This window comes from Dyella sp. OK584 (genome assembly GCF_057787755.1).
Genome location: NZ_CM173542.1, coordinates 540,353 through 557,825, shown reverse-complemented (window position 1 = coordinate 557,825; position 17,473 = coordinate 540,353). Strand labels below are relative to the sequence as shown.

Here is a 17,473-nt window from a genome sequence, read left to right as displayed (position 1 = left end):
GCCTACTTCACGTGTTCCCATAGATAGGTGTAGCCAAGTGCGTTCATAAAGGCCGACTGTTTATTGTCCGCCGCCGCGCCGTGGCCGCCCTCGATGTTTTCGTAGAAGCTGGCGTCGTAGCCAAGTCCTTCGAGCTTTGCATACATCTTGCGTGCGTGTACCGGGCCCACTCGATCATCACGAGTGGAGGTGGTGAACAGCACCGGTGGATACTTCTGGCCAGCCTTGGCGTTGTTGTATGGCGAGAAGGTCTTGATCCACGCCCACTCGGCCGGCTTGTCCGGGTCGCCGTATTCGGCGATCCATGACGCACCCGCCGACAAGTACGTGTAGCGCTTCATGTCCAGCAGCGCCACCTGGCTGACGATGGCGCCGTACAGCTGCGGGTACAGCGTGAGCATGTTGCCCATCAGCAGGCCGCCGTTGCTGCCGCCCATCGCACCCAGATGCTGTGGCGAGGTGATCTTGCGCGCGAACAGATCCTGCGTCACCGCGGCGAAATCCTCGTAGGCGCGCAGGCGGTTTGCCTTCAGCGCGGCCTTGTGCCAACGCGGGCCGTATTCACCGCCGCCACGGATGTTGGCAATGACGTAGACGCCACCCTTGTCTAGCCAGGCGCGGCCCATGCCACCGCTGTAGTTCGGTTGCAGCGAAATCTCGAAGCCGCCATAGCCGTATTGCAGAGTGGGATTCTTGCCATCCGCCTTGAGGTTTTTCGGGGCGATCTCGAAGTAGGGCACGCGCGTGCCGTCCCTGGAGGTGGCGAAGTGCTGGCTCACATCGTATTTCGACGCATCGAAGAAACGCGGGCTGTGCTTGATCGCTTGCGCCTCACCCTGGCCAAGGGTGCCGTAGTAAAGCGTGGTCGGCTGCAGGAAACCGGTGACGGTGAGGAAGTAGTCGTCGCTGGTATCGTCGTCCACGCCGCCTGCCGCGATGGTGGACAGCGCGGGCGCGCCGCCGAGGCTACCTCGCTTCCATTCGCCCGTCTGCGGCGTCAGCACTTCCAGTTTGTTCACCACGTTGTCCATCACGTTGAGGATCAGCTGATGACGAGTCCACGAATAGCCGTCCAACGCAGTGGTTTCCGTCGGGGCGAAAAGTACGGCGATCTCACGCTTGCCCGCCATGTAGTCGTCGAACCTGGCTGCAAGCAGCGAGCCGGACTTGTAAGTCTTGCCGCCCACCGTCCAGTCGCTGCGAGGTTCGATCATCAGCCACTCGCGATGTACGTCGGTGTTGGCATCGCTGGGTACGTCGATCTTGGTGAGCTTGTTGTCCTTGCCGCGTACAAAGGTTTCGCTGTCGTAGAAGGCGATCTGCCGCGTGACGAAATCGCGCTCGAAACCGGGCGTGTTGTCGCGCATCGCCGACGCGCTCATGTCTTCTTTCTTCGCCTCGTACACCGTGGTGGCGCTGGACAGCGGCGTACCGCGCTTCCACTCCTTGACGATGCGCGGATAGCTCGATGTTGTCATCGAGCCTGGGCCAAAGTCGGTGGCGACGTAGAGGTGGTCCTTGTCCTTCCACGCGACATTGCTCTTCGCTTCGGGCAGTTCAAAGCCGCCTTTCACGAACTGCATGCCTGGCAGGTCGTACTCGCGCACCACATCGGCATCAGCGCCACCCCGCGAGAGTGCTACCAGGCAACGCTGGTAGTCGGGCTTGAGACATTGCGCGCCGTGCCAAACCCAGTTTTCGTTCTCGGTTTTGGCCAGTGCATCGAGGTCGATGACTGTTTCCCAGCCGGGCTTGTCCTTGCGGTATTCGTCGAGCGTCGTGCGGCGCCACAGGCCCTTCGGGTGATCCTTGTCGCGCCAGAAGTTGTAGAAGTGATCACCGATCTTGCTGACCATCGGAATGCGCTCATTGGAATCGAGCACTTCGAGGAGTTGTGCGTCGAGCTGCTTGAACTCGGCACTGTCGGCATACTTCTTCACCGTATCGGCGTTCTGTTGCTTTACCCAGTCGAGTTGCCTGGCGCCATCGATATCTTCCAGCCAGAGATTGGCATCGGTGGTGGTGTCATGGGCGATCTTGGGTTCGGGAGTTGCTGCGTGCGTCATGCTGGCCATCGTTAGTGCGAGGAAGAGTGCGAGCGGATGCTTATTCACGAGCGAGCTCTCTCGGTGCCGGGAAGGTGGGGTGATTCAATCAGGCCGGGCCGCTGGCGTCACCTGCAGGAAGGCAGGGCGGCTGCAAAAGCTCCGTTGCAAAGCGGTGACCATCGGAGTGGAGCCGGCAGGCTAATGCACCTGTCGCCCATGCGCGAGTGCGCGCGACATGCGGCGCACGGCCTCATCCAGCTCCGCTTCGTCGTGGTAACTGAAACCCAGGCGCAGGAAGGGCTGGGGTTGCTGGTGGAATGCGTAGCGCTGCGCATCGAAGAACCTCACCCCTTCGCGTTCGCCGGCACGAGACCAGCGGGCCACGTCGATGCCATCGTCCGCCCGCGCCCACAGGCCCATGCCGCCTTCGGGCAGATGAAAGCTCACAGCGCTGCCCAGGTGGTGCGTGAGCGCGCTGGCAAGGGCATCGCGTCGCCTGGCATAGGCCTTTCGCATGCGGCGCGCATGGCGAAGCAGCTCGCCGTCTTCGAACAGTTCTGCGATGGCGCATTCCATCGCTGCGTCTCCGCGTGCGTCGCTGGCCGCGCGCATGCTTCGCAGCCGCTCGAACACCGCCGGCGGCGCCACCACGAAACCCGTGCTTACGCCCGGGGCAAGCAGGTTGGCGAGCGAGCCGACGTACACCACATTGGCACGTCCGGAACCGGCAGCGATGGGCAGTATCGGCTTGCCCTCGTAGTGGAACTCATGATCGTAATCGTCTTCGATGATGGCGAACCCGTGAAGCAGCGCGAGATCGGCCAGCCGCGCACGGCGAGCCGGCGACATCACCGTGGTCGTGGGGAACTGGTGATGCGGCGTGACAAACACCGCGCGAATGCTTTGTCTCGCGACCAGGGCCTCCAGCGCGTCGACGTCCAGCCCATCGCCATCCAGCGAAATCGGGATCAGGTGCGCGCCCGCCAGTTTCAGCACGCTCCAGGCCGGCGGATAGCCGAAGGCTTCGACGACGACGGCATCGCCCGCACCGATCAAGGTGCGGGCCACCAGGTCGATGCCCTGCTCGATGCTGCGGGTCACCATCAGGTTGTCGGGTGTCGCGAGCAGGCCGCGGTTACGGGCGAGCATGTTGGCCAGCTCGGTGCGCAGGCGAACATGGCCGCAGGCGTCATTGTCGGCCAGCAGGGAGCGACCGCGGCGCTCAAGGGCACGACGGAATGCCCGCGCCAGCGCACGCGCCGGGAACAGGCGCACGTCCGGCGCGCCGTTGGACATCACCAGCATGCCGGGTGTTGGTGCGCCGGCCAACGCAGGCAGCGGCAGCGCAGGCAGCAGGGAATAGGTGGGCACCTGCGTCGCTGCGGTGGGATGTGCCGGTGGCGCCGGCGCCGGCGCGGCGACGAACGTGCCGCCGCCCATCCGGGTGTTCACCAAGCCTTCGGCCGCCAGTTCGCCGTAGCCGGCGACGACAGTGTTGCGATTCAGGCCAAGGCGGGCAGCCAGTTCGCGTGAGCCGGGCAGCGGTTCGCCGGGTTTCAGGCGCCCTGAGCGTATGTCATCGGCGATGGCGCCCGCGAGCTGCAGGAACAGCGGCAGCTCGCGTCCGGGGTCGAGTGCAATGGCAAGATCCCATCGGCGCATGACCGGATTGTAAGCACAACCGGACTAGTGGAAATGTGAGAAGTGGAACTCCCGACCCGGAGCGGCGGGACGCACGCTGTGAGCCCCGCATCACCGTCATGGAGGTTCGTATGCGCTCGCTTTCCTACATCGTCATGGCCGCTCTTTGCACCGTTGCATTACCCATGGCGGCCTGGGGCCAGGCCCACTACAGCGTTTCGCAACTTCCCGCGCTCGGCGGCACGTTCAGCTCAGGCAACAGCATTGATGATCTTGGCCTGGTGAGTGGCGTGTCCAACCTCGCCGGCGACACGCAGGGGCATGCCGCGCTCTGGTTGAACGGTGGCGTTCATGACCTGGGCACGCTCGGCGGGCTCAACAGCGATATCCAGTGGCCCGTGAAGAACAACATCGGCGTGCTTGCGGGCATTGCGCAAACAGGCAAACCCGATCCGCTCGGCGAAAGCTGGAGTTGCTCGGCATTCTTTCCCGCGGCCACCGCCACCAGCAGCACCTGTCTGGGTTTCGTGTGGACGTGGGGCCATATGCGCGCACTGCCTACACTGGGCGGCAACAACGGTTTCGCCGCGGGCGCCAACGATCTCGGGCAGATCACCGGCTGGGCGGAAAACGCCGTGCACGATCCCACCTGCGATACCGTCGACAGTGGCCAGGTGCTGCAGTTTCGCCCCGTGATTTGGGGGCCGGGCGTGAACCAGATCCGTGAACTTCCGCTGGTGAGCGGAGATACCTCGGGTGCTGCCACAGCCATCAACGACCGGGGACAGGCGGTGGGTATTTCCGGCATCTGCGATCAGGCGGTCGGGCGCTTCAGCGCGCGCCACGCGGTGCTGTGGCAGAACGGCAAGGTGACTGATCTGGGTAATCTCGGCGGCGTTGCGTGGCACACGCCGATGGCCATCAACCTGCAAGGCCATGTGGTGGGCTTCTCCAATGTGTCGGCGAGCGATGGCGGCGCTTTGCATGAGCACGCCTTCCTCTGGACGCGCGCCAGCGGCATGCAGGATCTGGGCACGCTTTATCCCGGCGACGCGCATAGCCAGGCAACGGGCATCAATGTGCGTGATCAGGTCGTCGGACTTTCCTGCACGGCGCATTTCGCCAGTTGCCACGCCTTTCTGTGGCAGAACGGCAGGATGACGGATCTCAATACGCTGGCATCGGGATATGACGGCCTGCTCGCGCAAGCGCTGGACATCAACGACCAGGGCGAGATCACCGGTCTTGCGATTGATGCCGCCAGCGGGAATCAGGTGACGTTCGTGGCGAAGCCGACCTACGGCAGAACGAGTTACCGCACGTCCACACAGGTGATTCACAGCATCGCCATGCCTGATGCGATGCGGACGCCACTGCTGCGGCGGCTGAAGCTCGATCAGGTGTCCTCGGTCCCGTAATCGGTCGCGGTTGTCGTAAGGAGACGACACTCCCCAGCGGCCGAAGCGGCGTGGACCCACCAGGGCAGGGGCGATCCCTGCCCTGGCTTCTTGCGCAACGTGGCTTACAGCAGAGGAATCAGCAACAGGGCCACGATATTGATGATCTTGATCAGCGGATTCACCGCCGGACCCGCCGTGTCCTTGTACGGGTCACCCACGGTATCGCCGGTCACTGCAGCCTTGTGCGCATCGGAACCCTTGCCACCGAAATGGTTGTCCTCGATGTACTTCTTGGCGTTGTCCCACGCGCCACCGCCGGTGGTCATGGAGATGGCCACGAACAAGCCAGTGACAATAGTGCCGATCAGCACGCCGCCCAGCGCCTGCGCGCCGGCTTCGACACCGCCGAGCCACTTGAAGCCGAACATCACTACCACTGGCACCAACACTGGCAGCAACGAGGGCACCAGCATTTCCTTGATCGCCGACTTGGTCAGCATGTCCACCGCGCGGGAATAATCCGGCTTGGCGGTGCCCTGCATGATGCCCGGGATATCGCGGAACTGACGGCGTACTTCTTCCACCACCGCACCTGCCGCCCGGCCCACTGCTTCCATCGCCATCGCGCCGAACAGATACGGAATCAGGCCGCCGATGAGCAGGCCGATGATCACGTAATGGTTGGAGAGATCGAAGCGGAAATCGCTGACGTTCAGATGCTGGTTGAGGTTGTGCGTGTAGTCGGCAAACAGCACCAGTGCAGCCAGGCCGGCCGAACCAATCGCATAACCCTTGGTCACCGCCTTGGTGGTATTGCCCACCGCGTCGAGCGGATCGGTGACGTTGCGTACTTCGGGCGGAAGGTCAGCCATTTCGGCAATGCCGCCAGCGTTGTCGGTGATCGGGCCATACGCATCCAATGCCACGATCATGCCGGTCATGCTGAGCATGGCCGTCGCCGCGATGGCGATGCCGTACAGGCCGGCCAATGCGAAGGAGCCCCAGATCGCCGCACACACCGCCAGCACCGGCAACGCCGTGGACTTCATCGACACGCCGATGCCAGCGATGATGTTGGTGGCGTGACCGGTGGTCGAGGACTTCGCCACGTGCTGCACCGGCGCGTACTCGGTGGCGGTGTAGTACTCGGTAATCACCACGATGGCGCCGGTAAGCACCAGACCGATCAGCGCACACCCGTAGACGTGACCTACGCCGTAGGCCGAGTCGGCCATCAACTGGCTGGTGATCGGCCAGAAGGCGATGGCCGCGAGCACCGCTGACACGGCCACACCGGCATACAACGCATTCATGATCTTCGGGCCGCGCGCCTTCACGAAGAAGGTGCCGATGATCGAGGCGATGATCGACGCGCCGCCCAATATCAGCGGAAACAACACGCCGTTGCTGCCGGTCTGCTCGGCCATCACGCCGCCGAGCAGCATGGTGGCAATCAGTGTCACCGCATAGGTTTCAAAAAGGTCGGCCGCCATGCCGGCGCAATCGCCCACGTTGTCGCCCACGTTGTCGGCAATCACCGCCGGGTTACGCGGATCGTCCTCGGGAATGCCCGCTTCCACCTTGCCCACCAGGTCGGCGCCCACGTCGGCACCCTTGGTGAAGATGCCGCCGCCCAGGCGCGCGAAGATCGAGATCAGCGACGAGCCGAACGCCAGGCCCACCAGCGCATGCAGGGCATGCATGGTCTCGTAGCCCATGCGGGTGAGGATCACGTAGTAGCCGGTGACGCCAAACAGCGCCAGGCCGACCACCAGCATGCCGGTGATGGCACCGCCGCGAAACGCCACGTTCAATGCCGCCGCCAGTCCGCTGCGTGCCGCTTCGGCGGTGCGCACGTTGGCGCGTACCGAGACGTTCATGCCGATATAGCCGGTGGCACCGGAAAGGATCGCGCCGATGGCAAAGCCAATCGCCGTGGGCCAGTCCAGTGCAAAGCCGATGATCAGAAAGAGCACGACACCGACGCCGCTGATGGTGGCGTACTGGCGATTGAGATACGCCTTTGCACCCTCCTGGATCGCCGCGGCGATCTCCTGCATGCGTTCGTTGCCCGGTGATTTCGCCAAGATCCAGCGCACCGAGAGCGCGCCATACAGAACCGCCAAGACCGCACACGCCAGCACGATCCACAAGCCAAACTGCTGCAGCATCGGAACCTCCCCATGGGTGGTAACCACATCGTCGGGATCGCCACCGGCACCCCGACACGGCGGCCGCCCTTTGCGGGCGGTCTCGGCGAGTATAGACAGAGGTTGACGACAGTCGTGTTGTGCGACGCAGCGCATGGCTGCGCGAGATCACAAAAAAAGGCGATGCCTGGCGGCATCGCCTCATGGGGCATCCGAACGACCGGTTAGCGGATAACCATGTCCAGAATCATGCTGTCGCCGATCGACACCAGCAGGTAGTTGCCGTCATCGCGCACCCAGCGATAGCCGTACGGCGGCGGCGCCAGGCGGTAGTAGCTGTAGTCGTTCACGATGTACATCGGGCCGTCATAGCGATAGCCACGCTCCCAATGACGAGGGCCACCGTAGTAGTGGCGGTCGCTGTAGTAACGGCGCTCGACCGGTCGGCGACCCCAATAGCCGTCGCCGCGGTGGTCGCGATCGTGCCAGTCGCCACGGTCGTGCCTGTCGCCACGGTCATGCCGATCGCCACGGTCATGCCCGTCGCCGCGGTCATGCCGATCATCGCGATCGTGCCCGCGGTTGTGGTCTCGGCCGTGGTCATTCCACGGATCGGCCAAGGCGGCGCCACTAGCGGCAAGCAGGGACAAGGCCACGAGCACGCTGGACAGGGTTTTCATCGCATCACTCCTCGGTGAGCCGGCCATGTCACCTGGCCGGTAGTCGACTTCATCGTAAAAAGCTGCGTCTGAACGATGAGGATGATTTCCCGGGGTGGACATGAGAGCTTTCAGCTGTCGCTCATTGAGCAAATAACCGGCATTCAGGCAATTGACGGGAGGGGGCATGTTCCTGCGAGTGATGGTGGTGTTCGCCGCATTGGCCGTGCTGTTGTACGGTGGGTTTTGCGCCTATCTGTTCCTGGGGCAACGGCAGCTGGTGTATCACCCGGAGGCGACCTGGCTGGTCAAGCAGTCGCCGGATTTCGAGCTGGCCAGGGACGCCGTCCGGCTGCGCGGCTGGGTGGTGAATCCCGGACAGGCGAAGGCCTTGCTCTATTTCGGCGGCAACGGCGAGCGGGTCGAGGACACGCGCATCGAACTGGCGCAATGGCTGCCCGATCGGACCATCTATCTATTGCCCTATCGCGGCTACGGTTCCAGCGAGGGCGAGCCGACGGAAGCGGCGCTGGTGGCGGATGCGACCGCGCTGTTCGATCAGGTGGCGCCACGGCACACCGCGGTCGCCGTGCTCGGGCGCAGCCTGGGCAGCGGCGTGGCGACCCAGCTGGCAGCGCACCGACCCGTCGAGCGGCTGGTGCTGGTCACCCCGTTCGACAGTCTGGTGCGCGTGGCGGCCGGCTATTACCCGTGGATGCCAGTGAATGCGCTGATGCGCGAGCGCTTTGAATCATGGCGCTACGTGGCTTCCATCCATTGCCCGGTGCTGGTAATTCGCGCCGAGCAGGACGAGATCATTCCCGCTGCGCGCACCGCCGCGCTGGTGCGCGCGTTTTCTCAAGCGCCCGTGCAACAGGTGGTGGCTGATGCCGGGCACAACACGATTCAGGACTACGCGGACTACCGCGTAAGCCTGAGCCGCTTCCTGAAGTGACGCTCAGCGCGCGAACGGCTCAAGCTTGCGTGCCACTGCGGTGTTCTTCAGCGCCACGTACTGCGGCAGGCCATTCCTGCCATAAGGCAGCGGCGCCTCACCCTGGATCAGTGGCGCGAGATAGCGCCGCGCCGCCGCGGTAATGCCGAAGCCATCGCGAGTGAGGAAGCTCGCTGGCATTTTCTTCTCGCGATTGGCGATCTTCGACAGCGGCGCCGGCTCGATCTTCCAGCGATAGGGCGCATCGCTGCCGCGCACGATCACCGGCATCACCGCGTTCATGCCTGCCAGCGCGTACTCGACCGCGGCCTTGCCCACCGCATACGCCTGTTCGGCGTCGGTTTTGGAGGCGAGATGGCGGGCGGAACGCTGCAGGTAGTCGGGCAGGGCCCAGTGATATTTGTAGCCAAGTTTTTCCTTCACCAGTGAAGCGAGCACCGGCGCGACGCCACCAAGCTGGCTGTGGCCGAACGCGTCGCGCGTGCCGGCTTCGGCGAGGAACTGGCCTTCTGCATTTCGAATGCCTTCGGAAGCGACCACGGTGCACCAGCCCACGCGCTCTACCGTGGCTTTCACCCTGGCGAGAAACGCGGCTTCATCGAATACGCGCTCGGGGAACAGGATGATATGCGGCGGCGCATCGGCACCTTCGCCGGCAAGGCCGGATGCCGCGGCGATCCAGCCGGCATGGCGGCCCATCACTTCCAGGATGAACACCTTGGTCGATGTGTCGGCCATCGAGGCAACATCGAGGCTTGCCTCAAGCGTGGACACGGCAATGTATTTCGCCACCGAACCGAAACCGGGGCAGCAGTCGGTGACGGCCAGGTCGTTATCCACCGTCTTGGGTACGCCGATGCAGCGGATGTCGTAACCCATCGCCTTGCCGAGCTGGGAAATCTTGAGCGCCGTGTCCGCCGAATCGTTACCGCCGTTGTAGAGAAACCAGCGGATGTCGTGCGCGCGGAACACGTCGATCAAGCGCTCGTATTCGGCGCGGTTCGCTTCCAGCGACTTGAGCTTGTAGCGGCACGAGCCAAACGCGCCGCCAGGCGTGTGGCGCAGCGCCGTGATGGCAGCCTTCGATTCCTTCGAGGTATCGATCAATTCCTCACGCAGGGCACCGAGGATGCCGTTGTGCGCCGCATACACGGATACACCTTTGGCACGCGCCGCCTCGATCACTCCGGCGGCGGTGGCATTGATGACGGCGGTGACGCCGCCGGATTGGGCGTAGAGCAAACGACCGGCGGGCTTGGATATCGACTTCATGAGGATCAATCCGGTAGGGCGAGGTTGCCGTTCTCATCAAACACGAAGTACGGGTTGAAAGCGAACTCCCACAGATGGCCATCGGGGTCGGCGATGTAGCCGGAGTATCCGCCCCAGAACACCTCCTGCGGCGGCTTGACCGCGCGTGCGCCGGCCGCAACGGACGCGGCGAACCATGCGTCCACTTCTTCCCTGGCGCGGGCATTGCGCGCCAGCGTCACGGCGGCGAAACCGGCAGGGTGGTCCTCGGCCAGCGCTTCTTCTGCCAGCGCAGCGCGGCCGTAGAGCGCCAGTACGCCCGCGCCGCCCTTCAGGAAAACGATGTTCTCGTTGCTGACCGAGGACGCCTTCCAGCCCTGTGCCTCGTAGAAGCGCCGGGAGCGCGACAGGTCGCTTACGCCGAGCGTGACAATGTGAATTCGTGGTGCCGTCATGGCCGTTTTCCTCCGCTGGGTGGTGCGCTGGAGCTTAATCTGGACCATTGCCGATGTTTCTGTGGCAATGAAGTGTCACGGGTAACTCGTTTCATAACAGGCACTTGGCGAATCGCGGCCGCCAGTCTCGTTTGACGGCACCGGCCGCAGAAGCTAATTTGAACGCTAATTTTCTTGCATCCATGGGCCCGCAGCGTGCGGTGACCCAGGGATACCTTGGAGCACTATGCGACTCGTCCTACTCGGTCCGCCCGGTTCGGGCAAAGGCACCCAGGCTGCGCGTCTGAAGGTGGATCTCGGCATCCCGCACATCTCCACCGGCGACATGTTGCGCGCGGCGGTGGCGGCTGGCACGCCGACGGGCCTGAAGGCGAAGGCCGTGATGGACGCCGGCAAGCTGGTGTCCGACGACATCCTGCTGGCCATGCTCGAAGAGCGCCTGTCTCAGGACGACGTGAAGAACGGCTTCATTTTGGACGGCTACCCGCGCAACCTGGCCCAGGCCGATGCGCTGGACCACCTGCTGGTCAAGATTGGCCAGCCGCTGGACGCCGTGATCAAGCTTGACGTGCAGAACGAAGTGATCATCGGCCGCTGCGAGATCCGCTTCGCCGCCGAGCATCGCAAGGACGACGACCCGGTGGTGGTTCGCGACCGCCTGAAGGTCTACGCCGAGCAGACCGCGCCGGTGGCTGATTTCTTCGCCCGTCGCGGCAAGCTGCAGGTCGTGGACGGCGTGGGTGAGCTCGACGAGGTCACCGCGCGCGTCAAGCGTGCGTTGCAGGTCGAATCGGCCGCCGCCAACGGCTGACACTCCGGGCCGCCGCAAGGCGGCCCGATGTTTTCCAGGGTCGCGACCCGAGTGGTCGCACCCTCAAGACTCCAGCAAACAGGTCAAGCATGCGTCTGCACATTCTCGGCATCTGCGGCACCTTCATGGGCGGCGTCGCTGCACTCGCGCGTGAGCTCGGGCTCACCGTCGAAGGTTCGGACGCCAACGTCTACCCGCCGATGAGCACCCAGCTGGAGTCACTCGGCATCCGGCTGATGGACGGCTACAAGGCTCAGTACCTGAAGCCTGCGCCGGACCTCGTGGTGGTCGGCAACGCGATGACGCGCGGCAACCCCGCCGTGGAATACATGCTCGACGAGCAGCTGCGTTACATCTCCGGCCCACAGTGGCTGGGCGAAACGCTGCTGCCGGAACGCGAGGTGCTGGCGGTGGCCGGCACACACGGCAAGACCACCACCACCAGCCTGCTGGCACATCTGCTTGAAAGCGCCGGGCTCGCACCAGGTTTCCTGATCGGCGGCGTACCAGGCAACTTCGACGTGTCCGCTCGCGTGGGCAGCGGCAAGCCGTTCGTGATCGAAGCGGACGAGTACGACAGCGCCTTCTTCGACAAGCGCTCGAAGTTCGTGCACTACCGCCCGCGCATCGCCATCCTCAACAACCTCGAATACGACCACGCGGACATCTTCCCCGACGTGGTGGCGATCCAGCGCCAGTTCCATCACCTGGTGCGTACCGTGCCGGGCAACGGACGGCTGGTCGTCAACGCGCACGATCACCATCTGGCCGAAGTGCTGGCCATGGGTTGCTGGACACCGGTGGATACCTTTGGCATCGGCCAGGGCGACTGGCAGGCTGAACTGCTCACTGCCGACGGCTCCGGTTTTGCCGTGCGTTGCCGGGGTGAACTGGTGGGTGAGGTGCACTGGCCGTTGCTTGGCAATCACAGCGTGATGAACGCACTGGCGGCACTGGCCGCCGCGACAGCGGCGGGTGCGGACCCGCGTGCGCTGCTGCCGGCCTTCTCCACCTTCCAGAGCGTGAAGCGCCGCATGGAAGTGGTGGGCGACGTCCATGGCGTGCGCGTATACGACGACTTCGCCCATCACCCCACCGCTATCGCCACGACGCTGGCGGGTCTGCGCGCGAAGGTGGGCTCATCGCGCATCGTGGTCGCTCTCGAGCCGCGCTCCAATTCAATGCGACTGGGCGCGCATGCCGAAGCGCTGGCGCCTTCGTTGGCCGATGCCGATGCGGTGGTGTTCCTGCATCGTCCCGAATTGTCGTGGGATGCGAGCCGCGTCACCGGTGCGTTGAATGGACGCGGCAGCACAGTGCCCACGGTCGATGCGCTGATCGCGACGTTGCGTCAGCAAGCACGAGAGGGCGACCATGTGGTGTTCATGTCCAATGGTGGCTTCGAAGGTGCGCCTAAGCGCTTCGTAGAAGCGCTCCATCAATAACTCGCACTTCGCATTCGCATCTTCTCCCTTTTGGGGAGAGGATTGAGGTGAGCCACCTTCAGGTGGCTTATCCGGACCTTCTCCCCGAGGGGAGAAGGAGAAAAGCGGCATCGCTCATTCGCTAGACTTTCCCACCATGGCGGCCAAGACGCATCACATCGAGCTTCCGCTGTTTCCGCTGGGCACGGTGCTGTACCCCGGCGGCCAGCTGCCGTTGCGCATCTTCGAGCCACGCTATCTGGACATGGTGCGCGATTGCGCGCGCACTGGCAGCCCGTTCGGCGTGTGCCTGATCCTGGAGGGTGCCGAAGTCGGTGCGCCCGCCTTGCCGGCAGCCGTGGGCACACTGGCGCGCATCGTCGATTTCCATAACCGCGAGGACGGCCTGCTGGGCATCCTCATCGAGGGTGGCGAGCGCTTTCGCGTGGCGCGTACGCGTGTGCGTTCCGATGGCCTGGTACGTGGTGATGTCGAGCTGTGGCCCGTGGAATCCGCGCAGGAAGTGCCCGTGGAGCTGGCCTTGCTGCCATCGATTCTGGAGCGTCTGATCGAGACCATGGCGCCGCAGTGGCGGCACGCACCGCGACAACTCTATGACGATGCGGGTTGGGTAGGTTTCCGGCTTGCCGAACTGCTGCCGCTGCAGCCGGATGAACGGCAACGCATGCTCGAACTTACCGATCCCGTGCGTCGTCTGGAGGAGTTGCGCGATATCCTGCCGCGCTTTCAGCGTGCCTAGCGGCGCGCCGCTCTCGCATCCTGTCGATGCTGCTCCTGGGACGTAGGCTTTTCGCGCACTGGGTGCGCTCCTACACTGGACCCTCTTCAATCGAGGCAGACATCCATGAGCAGCCTGGTGGGCAAGACCCTCTTCATCACCGGTGCCTCGCGTGGCATCGGCCTGGCCATTGCACTGCGCGCTGCGCGTGATGGCGCCAATATCGCGATCGCTGCCAAGAGCAGCGTGCCCAATCCCAAATTGCCGGGCACCATCCACAGTGCGGCGGCGGAGATCGAAGCGGCCGGTGGCAAGGCGCTGCCGATCAAGTGCGATATCCGCGAAGAAGAGGAGGTGCAGGCGGCTGTAGCCGCCACGGTGGAAGCGTTCGGCGGCATCGACATTCTGGTCAACAATGCCAGCGCGATCTGGTTGGCCGGCGCGCTCGATACGCCGATGAAGCGTTTCGACCTGATGCAGGAGGTCAACGCGCGTGGCAGTTTTCTATGTGCCCAGGTCTGCATGCCGCATCTGTTGAAGTCGACCAACCCGCACATCCTCACGCTGGCGCCGCCACCCTCGCTCGATCCCAAATGGTGGGCGCCGCACACCGGCTACACGCTGGCCAAGATGGGCATGAGTCTGGTGACGCTGGGTCTGGCGGGTGAATTCGGGCCGAAGGGCGTGGCTGTGAATGCCTTGTGGCCGCGCACGATCATCGCCACCGATGCGCTCAACATGATTCCGGGCATACCGCTTGAGCGCTGCCGCAAGCCGTCCATCGTGGCCGACGCCGCACACGCGGTGCTCACGAGGCCGGCCACGGGTTTCGCGGGTCACTTCCTGATCGATGAGGACGTGCTGCGCGAAGCGGGCATCACCGACCTGTCGCCCTACGCGATGGATCCGACCAAGCCGCTGTTGCCCGACCTGTTCCTGGATTGACGGTTATGAACTGCCCGTTCTGCGCCATCGTGGCAGGTCAGCGAAGTGCGAGCGTGATTGCGCAGACCCGGAACGCGCTGGCGTTCCTCGACCAGCGCCAGGCTGTGCCCGGTCATGTGCTGGTGGTGCCGCGTACGCATGTCGAGGACATCTACGCGATAGACGCCGTCGTGGCGGGCGAGGTGATGCAGCTGGCTGTGCGCGTGGCGCAGGCGTTGCGCGCGGTGTTCCATCCGCCTGGCCTCAATCTTTGGCAATCCAACGGCGCGGCGGGCGGGCAGGAGGTAGCGCACTTTCACCTGCACGTGCAGCCGCGCGAGGTTGGCGACGGCTTGTTGCGCGTGTATCCGCACGGCGCGCCGGCACCCGTGTCGCGCGACACGCTGGAGAGCACGGCCGAGCGCATCCGGCTGGCCATTTCCCCTGAAGGCGCATCCCCGACGCCACGGAGCACACCATGAAATACCTCCACACCATGATCCGCATCCGCGATCTCGATGCGAGCCTGCGCTTCTTCTGTGAAGGTCTGGGTTTGAAGGAAAGCCGCCGCATGGAGAACGCGGCCGGCAAGTTCACCTTGATCTTCCTGTCGGCGCCCAAGACGCCGGATGCCGAAATCGAGCTGACCTACAACTGGGGCTCCACCGAGGATTACGGCGGCGCGCGCAACTTCGGCCACCTGGCTTTCCAGGTCGACGACATCTACGCCACCTGCGCACACCTGCAGTCGATGGGCTACACCATCAACCGGCCGCCCCGCGACGGCCACATGGCGTTCGTGCGTTCTCCGGACCTGATATCGGTCGAGCTGCTGCAGAACGGCCACCTGCCGCCGCAGGAACCGTGGGCATCGATGCCCAATACCGGGGTCTGGTAAGCCGGCGATGCCTGGCATTCCCACTGTCGCGAGGCTTGCGCTGCGTGGGCGCCACAAGCTGTCAAGGGAATAGCCCTAGGCCATTGGTGTTAGCTCGCCACCCGGCCTCCGGCTTCCGTTCGACGGTTCTGCACCATTTGTGGGGTGACTGTTGCTACCAGAGTTGTATATTGTGTGACGCATATCACATTTCTGCAGCAGTCGCGGGTTAGCTTGGCGCGACGGGCGTGGTAACCGGGGGGTAGCCAGCAAGTTGGGCTGCGACCTGCCGAAACCTGTGACCCTTATAGGGGAAGGGGAGGGAGCCATGGCTGTTATGAGGGAGGAAGCCAGACGATGCGTTGTCTGGTTTGGGCAGCCTGCCGGTGAGGAACGGGCTGGCTTGGCTAGGGCAGGGTGGATCATCCGCGTGGCGGACGCCGGCACTCAGGGCGGCGTCGGCATGCGCAACAACGATACGGTGGTGGCGCTGGCCGACCTGCGGCACGGCGACCCTGCCTCCATGCAGGCCATGGCGCTGCTCATGGCCGATCATCCGTGGTTACCTTGGGTGGCGTTGGTCCCGCCCGAGATGCCGGTGCATGAGCCGCTGATCGACCGCGTTCTCGAAGCGAGCATCGAATATTTCTCCACGCCGGTGGACGTCGACCGGCTGGTGGAAGCCTTGGGGCGCATCGGCGGTGACCAGCCGCCCGTGGCCGAGCCAAGCGACATCGGCGTGACCGGGCGCAGTGCGGCCATCGGCTCCGTGGTGGCCAGCATTCGCAAGTACGCACCGGTGGAATTGCCGGTGCTGATTACCGGCGAAACCGGTACCGGCAAGGAAGTGGCCGCGCGTGCGCTGCATGGGCTGTCCGCCCGCACCGAGCGCCCGTTCGCGGCGATCAACTGCGGTGCGTTGCCGCCCAACCTGGTGCAGTCCGAGTTGTTCGGTCACGAGCGCGGCGCCTTTACGGGAGCCAATGCACGTCGCATCGGCCATTTCGAAACCGCTGCGGGTGGCACCGTGTTTCTGGACGAAGTGGGCGACCTGCCGCTGGACGCACAAACCAGCGTGCTGCGTTTCCTGCAGGAGGGCACGCTCGAGCGCGTGGGCAGCAGCCAGTTGATCAAGCTGGACGTGCGCGTGCTCGCCGCCACGCACGTGGATCTGGAGAAAGCCGTCGAACAGGGACGTTTCCGCGAGGACCTGTACTACCGGCTCAATGTGCTGCGCTTGCGCATGCCTGCGTTGCGTGAGCGTGAGGATGACGTGGTGTTGCTGGCGCAGAAATTCCTGGACGCTTTTCGCGAACAGCATCCCAGCCAGGCCCGCGCTTTCAGCGCCAGCGCGCGTCGCGCCATGCTCGACTTCGCGTGGCCCGGCAATGTCCGCGAGCTGCTCAATCGCGTACAGCGTGCCGCCGTGGTGGCCGAGGATGCATTGATCAGCGTGAGAGACCTGGACTTGGCTGACATGCTCACCAAGCAGGCGTCGCGCTCCAGTCTCGGCAGCACCCGCGTCGCAGCAGAACGCGACGCGGTGATGGCCTGCCTGCGTGAAAGCCGTTTCAACGTCAGCGAGTGTGCGCGTCGGCTCAAGGTGTCGCGCGTGACGATCTACAGGCTATGCAAGAAGCACCAGCTCGCGCTCGATGAGTTGCGCTGATTAGACGTCCAAACGCGCGCCCGATCGAGCGCATACATCAGGAAACGTTTGGCGAGCCGTTCGTCATTCCCGCGAGAGCCGGGTTTTCAACAGCTTTTCAACAGCCGAAGGGCTGATCATCCTGCGCTTTCCGTGACCAGCAACAGCGAAGCGCCCGGGCTTGCGCCGGGCGGCCTTTGGTCTGGATGTGAACGCCAATCACGCGAAAGCAGGATGAGCGGCGGATGCTCGCTCTTGCATGGCTGGCTGAGCGCCCACCCAGCCACTTGACTGCAAGCACCCGCCGCTCACCCCGCACGTCGCAAGGCACAGCTTCTTTGCCGATGAAGAGGAAGGCCCCCGGCCCGCAGGGGTCGGGCCGGGGGCTTCCATTGGTGCCCCGGCCACAGGGGTTGCCGGGTTACCGCCCTCGCTACCGCCTTGCGGCGGAATTCTGTTCGGACCATTTGTCCATGTGTCCGTCTACGTAA

15 protein-coding genes are annotated in these 17,473 nt (G+C 64.2%); 9 read left to right on the top strand and 6 right to left on the bottom strand.

Going from position 1 to position 17,473, the window contains the following annotated elements:
* Window positions 1-2: 2 nt before the first annotated feature.
* The gene (locus AC3CBN_RS02450) at window positions 3-2,075 is read right to left on the bottom strand and encodes a prolyl oligopeptidase family serine peptidase (protein ID WP_488636648.1); all 2,073 of its coding nucleotides are present in this window, start codon (window positions 2,073-2,075) and stop codon (window positions 3-5) included.
* Between the two features lie 171 nt (window positions 2,076-2,246).
* Window positions 2,247-3,710: a MocR-like pyridoxine biosynthesis transcription factor PdxR gene (gene pdxR, locus AC3CBN_RS02445; protein WP_488635239.1), complete on the bottom strand. Its 1,464-nt coding sequence runs from the start codon at window positions 3,708-3,710 to the stop codon at window positions 2,247-2,249.
* Window positions 3,711-3,820: 110 nt separating this feature from the next.
* Here pdxR and AC3CBN_RS02440 point away from each other — a divergent pair, with 110 nt between their 5' ends.
* Window positions 3,821-5,107 carry a hypothetical protein gene (locus AC3CBN_RS02440; protein WP_488635238.1) on the top strand — a complete coding sequence of 429 codons (1,287 nt, stop codon included), beginning with the start codon at window positions 3,821-3,823 and terminating at the stop codon, window positions 5,105-5,107.
* A gap of 104 nt (window positions 5,108-5,211) precedes the next feature.
* Here the strand turns inward: AC3CBN_RS02440 and AC3CBN_RS02435 are convergent, their stop codons facing one another.
* Window positions 5,212-7,260 (bottom strand): sodium-translocating pyrophosphatase, encoded by a 2,049-nt coding sequence (locus tag AC3CBN_RS02435; RefSeq protein WP_488635237.1) that lies wholly within the window; start codon window positions 7,258-7,260, stop codon window positions 5,212-5,214.
* A 203-nt stretch (window positions 7,261-7,463) separates the two neighbouring features.
* Entirely contained in the window at window positions 7,464-7,919 is a 456-nt protein-coding gene (locus AC3CBN_RS02430; protein WP_488635236.1) for an RcnB family protein, read from the bottom strand.
* Window positions 7,920-8,085: 166 nt separating this feature from the next.
* Here AC3CBN_RS02430 and AC3CBN_RS02425 point away from each other — a divergent pair, with 166 nt between their 5' ends.
* A complete protein-coding gene (locus AC3CBN_RS02425) occupies window positions 8,086-8,853 on the top strand; it encodes an alpha/beta hydrolase (RefSeq protein ID WP_488635235.1) in 768 nt (255 codons plus the stop codon).
* A 3-nt stretch (window positions 8,854-8,856) separates the two neighbouring features.
* Here the strand turns inward: AC3CBN_RS02425 and AC3CBN_RS02420 are convergent, their stop codons facing one another.
* Window positions 8,857-10,125, bottom strand: coding sequence for a 6-phosphofructokinase (locus AC3CBN_RS02420; protein WP_488635234.1), 1,269 nt, complete (start codon window positions 10,123-10,125; stop codon window positions 8,857-8,859).
* 5 nt (window positions 10,126-10,130) lie between these two features.
* Window positions 10,131-10,559 (bottom strand): VOC family protein, encoded by a 429-nt coding sequence (locus AC3CBN_RS02415; RefSeq protein ID WP_488635233.1) that lies wholly within the window; start codon window positions 10,557-10,559, stop codon window positions 10,131-10,133.
* Between the two features lie 226 nt (window positions 10,560-10,785).
* Between AC3CBN_RS02415 and AC3CBN_RS02410 the strand changes: the two genes are divergently transcribed.
* The 7 genes from AC3CBN_RS02410 to AC3CBN_RS02380 all read left to right on the top strand — a co-directional run bounded on the left by AC3CBN_RS02410 (window position 10,786) and on the right by AC3CBN_RS02380 (window position 17,003).
* Window positions 10,786-11,370 (top strand): adenylate kinase, encoded by a 585-nt coding sequence (locus AC3CBN_RS02410; protein ID WP_488635232.1) that lies wholly within the window; start codon window positions 10,786-10,788, stop codon window positions 11,368-11,370.
* Between the two features lie 89 nt (window positions 11,371-11,459).
* On the top strand, window positions 11,460-12,815 hold the full coding sequence (mpl, locus tag AC3CBN_RS02405) for a UDP-N-acetylmuramate:L-alanyl-gamma-D-glutamyl-meso-diaminopimelate ligase (RefSeq protein WP_488635231.1): 1,356 nt from the start codon (window positions 11,460-11,462) through the stop codon (window positions 12,813-12,815).
* A 136-nt stretch (window positions 12,816-12,951) separates the two neighbouring features.
* A complete protein-coding gene (locus tag AC3CBN_RS02400; protein ID WP_488635230.1) occupies window positions 12,952-13,554 on the top strand; it encodes an LON peptidase substrate-binding domain-containing protein in 603 nt (200 codons plus the stop codon).
* 105 nt (window positions 13,555-13,659) lie between these two features.
* On the top strand, window positions 13,660-14,478 hold the full coding sequence (locus AC3CBN_RS02395; protein WP_488635229.1) for an SDR family oxidoreductase: 819 nt from the start codon (window positions 13,660-13,662) through the stop codon (window positions 14,476-14,478).
* Window positions 14,479-14,483: 5 nt separating this feature from the next.
* A complete protein-coding gene (locus tag AC3CBN_RS02390) occupies window positions 14,484-14,939 on the top strand; it encodes an HIT family protein (protein ID WP_488635228.1) in 456 nt (151 codons plus the stop codon).
* Window positions 14,936-15,355 carry a VOC family protein gene (locus AC3CBN_RS02385; RefSeq protein ID WP_488635227.1) on the top strand — a complete coding sequence of 140 codons (420 nt, stop codon included), beginning with the start codon at window positions 14,936-14,938 and terminating at the stop codon, window positions 15,353-15,355. Before AC3CBN_RS02390 ends, AC3CBN_RS02385 begins: the two co-directional genes overlap by 4 nt.
* Before the next feature lie 307 nt (window positions 15,356-15,662).
* Window positions 15,663-17,003: a sigma-54 dependent transcriptional regulator gene (locus AC3CBN_RS02380; protein WP_488635226.1), complete on the top strand. Its 1,341-nt coding sequence runs from the start codon at window positions 15,663-15,665 to the stop codon at window positions 17,001-17,003.
* The last annotated feature ends 470 nt before the right edge of the window (window positions 17,004-17,473 follow it).

Coding starts and splice junctions, on each gene's coding strand:
- AC3CBN_RS02450 (WP_488636648.1), bottom strand. CDS start 2,075: ATGGCCAGCATGACGCACGCAGCAACTCCCGAACCCAAGATCGCCCAT.
- pdxR (WP_488635239.1), bottom strand. CDS start 3,710: ATGCGCCGATGGGATCTTGCCATTGCACTCGACCCCGGACGCGAGCTG.
- AC3CBN_RS02440 (WP_488635238.1), top strand. CDS start 3,821: ATGCGCTCGCTTTCCTACATCGTCATGGCCGCTCTTTGCACCGTTGCA.
- AC3CBN_RS02435 (WP_488635237.1), bottom strand. CDS start 7,260: ATGCTGCAGCAGTTTGGCTTGTGGATCGTGCTGGCGTGTGCGGTCTTG.
- AC3CBN_RS02430 (WP_488635236.1), bottom strand. CDS start 7,919: ATGAAAACCCTGTCCAGCGTGCTCGTGGCCTTGTCCCTGCTTGCCGCT.
- AC3CBN_RS02425 (WP_488635235.1), top strand. CDS start 8,086: ATGTTCCTGCGAGTGATGGTGGTGTTCGCCGCATTGGCCGTGCTGTTG.
- AC3CBN_RS02420 (WP_488635234.1), bottom strand. CDS start 10,125: ATGAAGTCGATATCCAAGCCCGCCGGTCGTTTGCTCTACGCCCAATCC.
- AC3CBN_RS02415 (WP_488635233.1), bottom strand. CDS start 10,559: ATGACGGCACCACGAATTCACATTGTCACGCTCGGCGTAAGCGACCTG.
- AC3CBN_RS02410 (WP_488635232.1), top strand. CDS start 10,786: ATGCGACTCGTCCTACTCGGTCCGCCCGGTTCGGGCAAAGGCACCCAG.
- mpl (WP_488635231.1), top strand. CDS start 11,460: ATGCGTCTGCACATTCTCGGCATCTGCGGCACCTTCATGGGCGGCGTC.
- AC3CBN_RS02400 (WP_488635230.1), top strand. CDS start 12,952: ATGGCGGCCAAGACGCATCACATCGAGCTTCCGCTGTTTCCGCTGGGC.
- AC3CBN_RS02395 (WP_488635229.1), top strand. CDS start 13,660: ATGAGCAGCCTGGTGGGCAAGACCCTCTTCATCACCGGTGCCTCGCGT.
- AC3CBN_RS02390 (WP_488635228.1), top strand. CDS start 14,484: ATGAACTGCCCGTTCTGCGCCATCGTGGCAGGTCAGCGAAGTGCGAGC.
- AC3CBN_RS02385 (WP_488635227.1), top strand. CDS start 14,936: ATGAAATACCTCCACACCATGATCCGCATCCGCGATCTCGATGCGAGC.
- AC3CBN_RS02380 (WP_488635226.1), top strand. CDS start 15,663: ATGGCTGTTATGAGGGAGGAAGCCAGACGATGCGTTGTCTGGTTTGGG.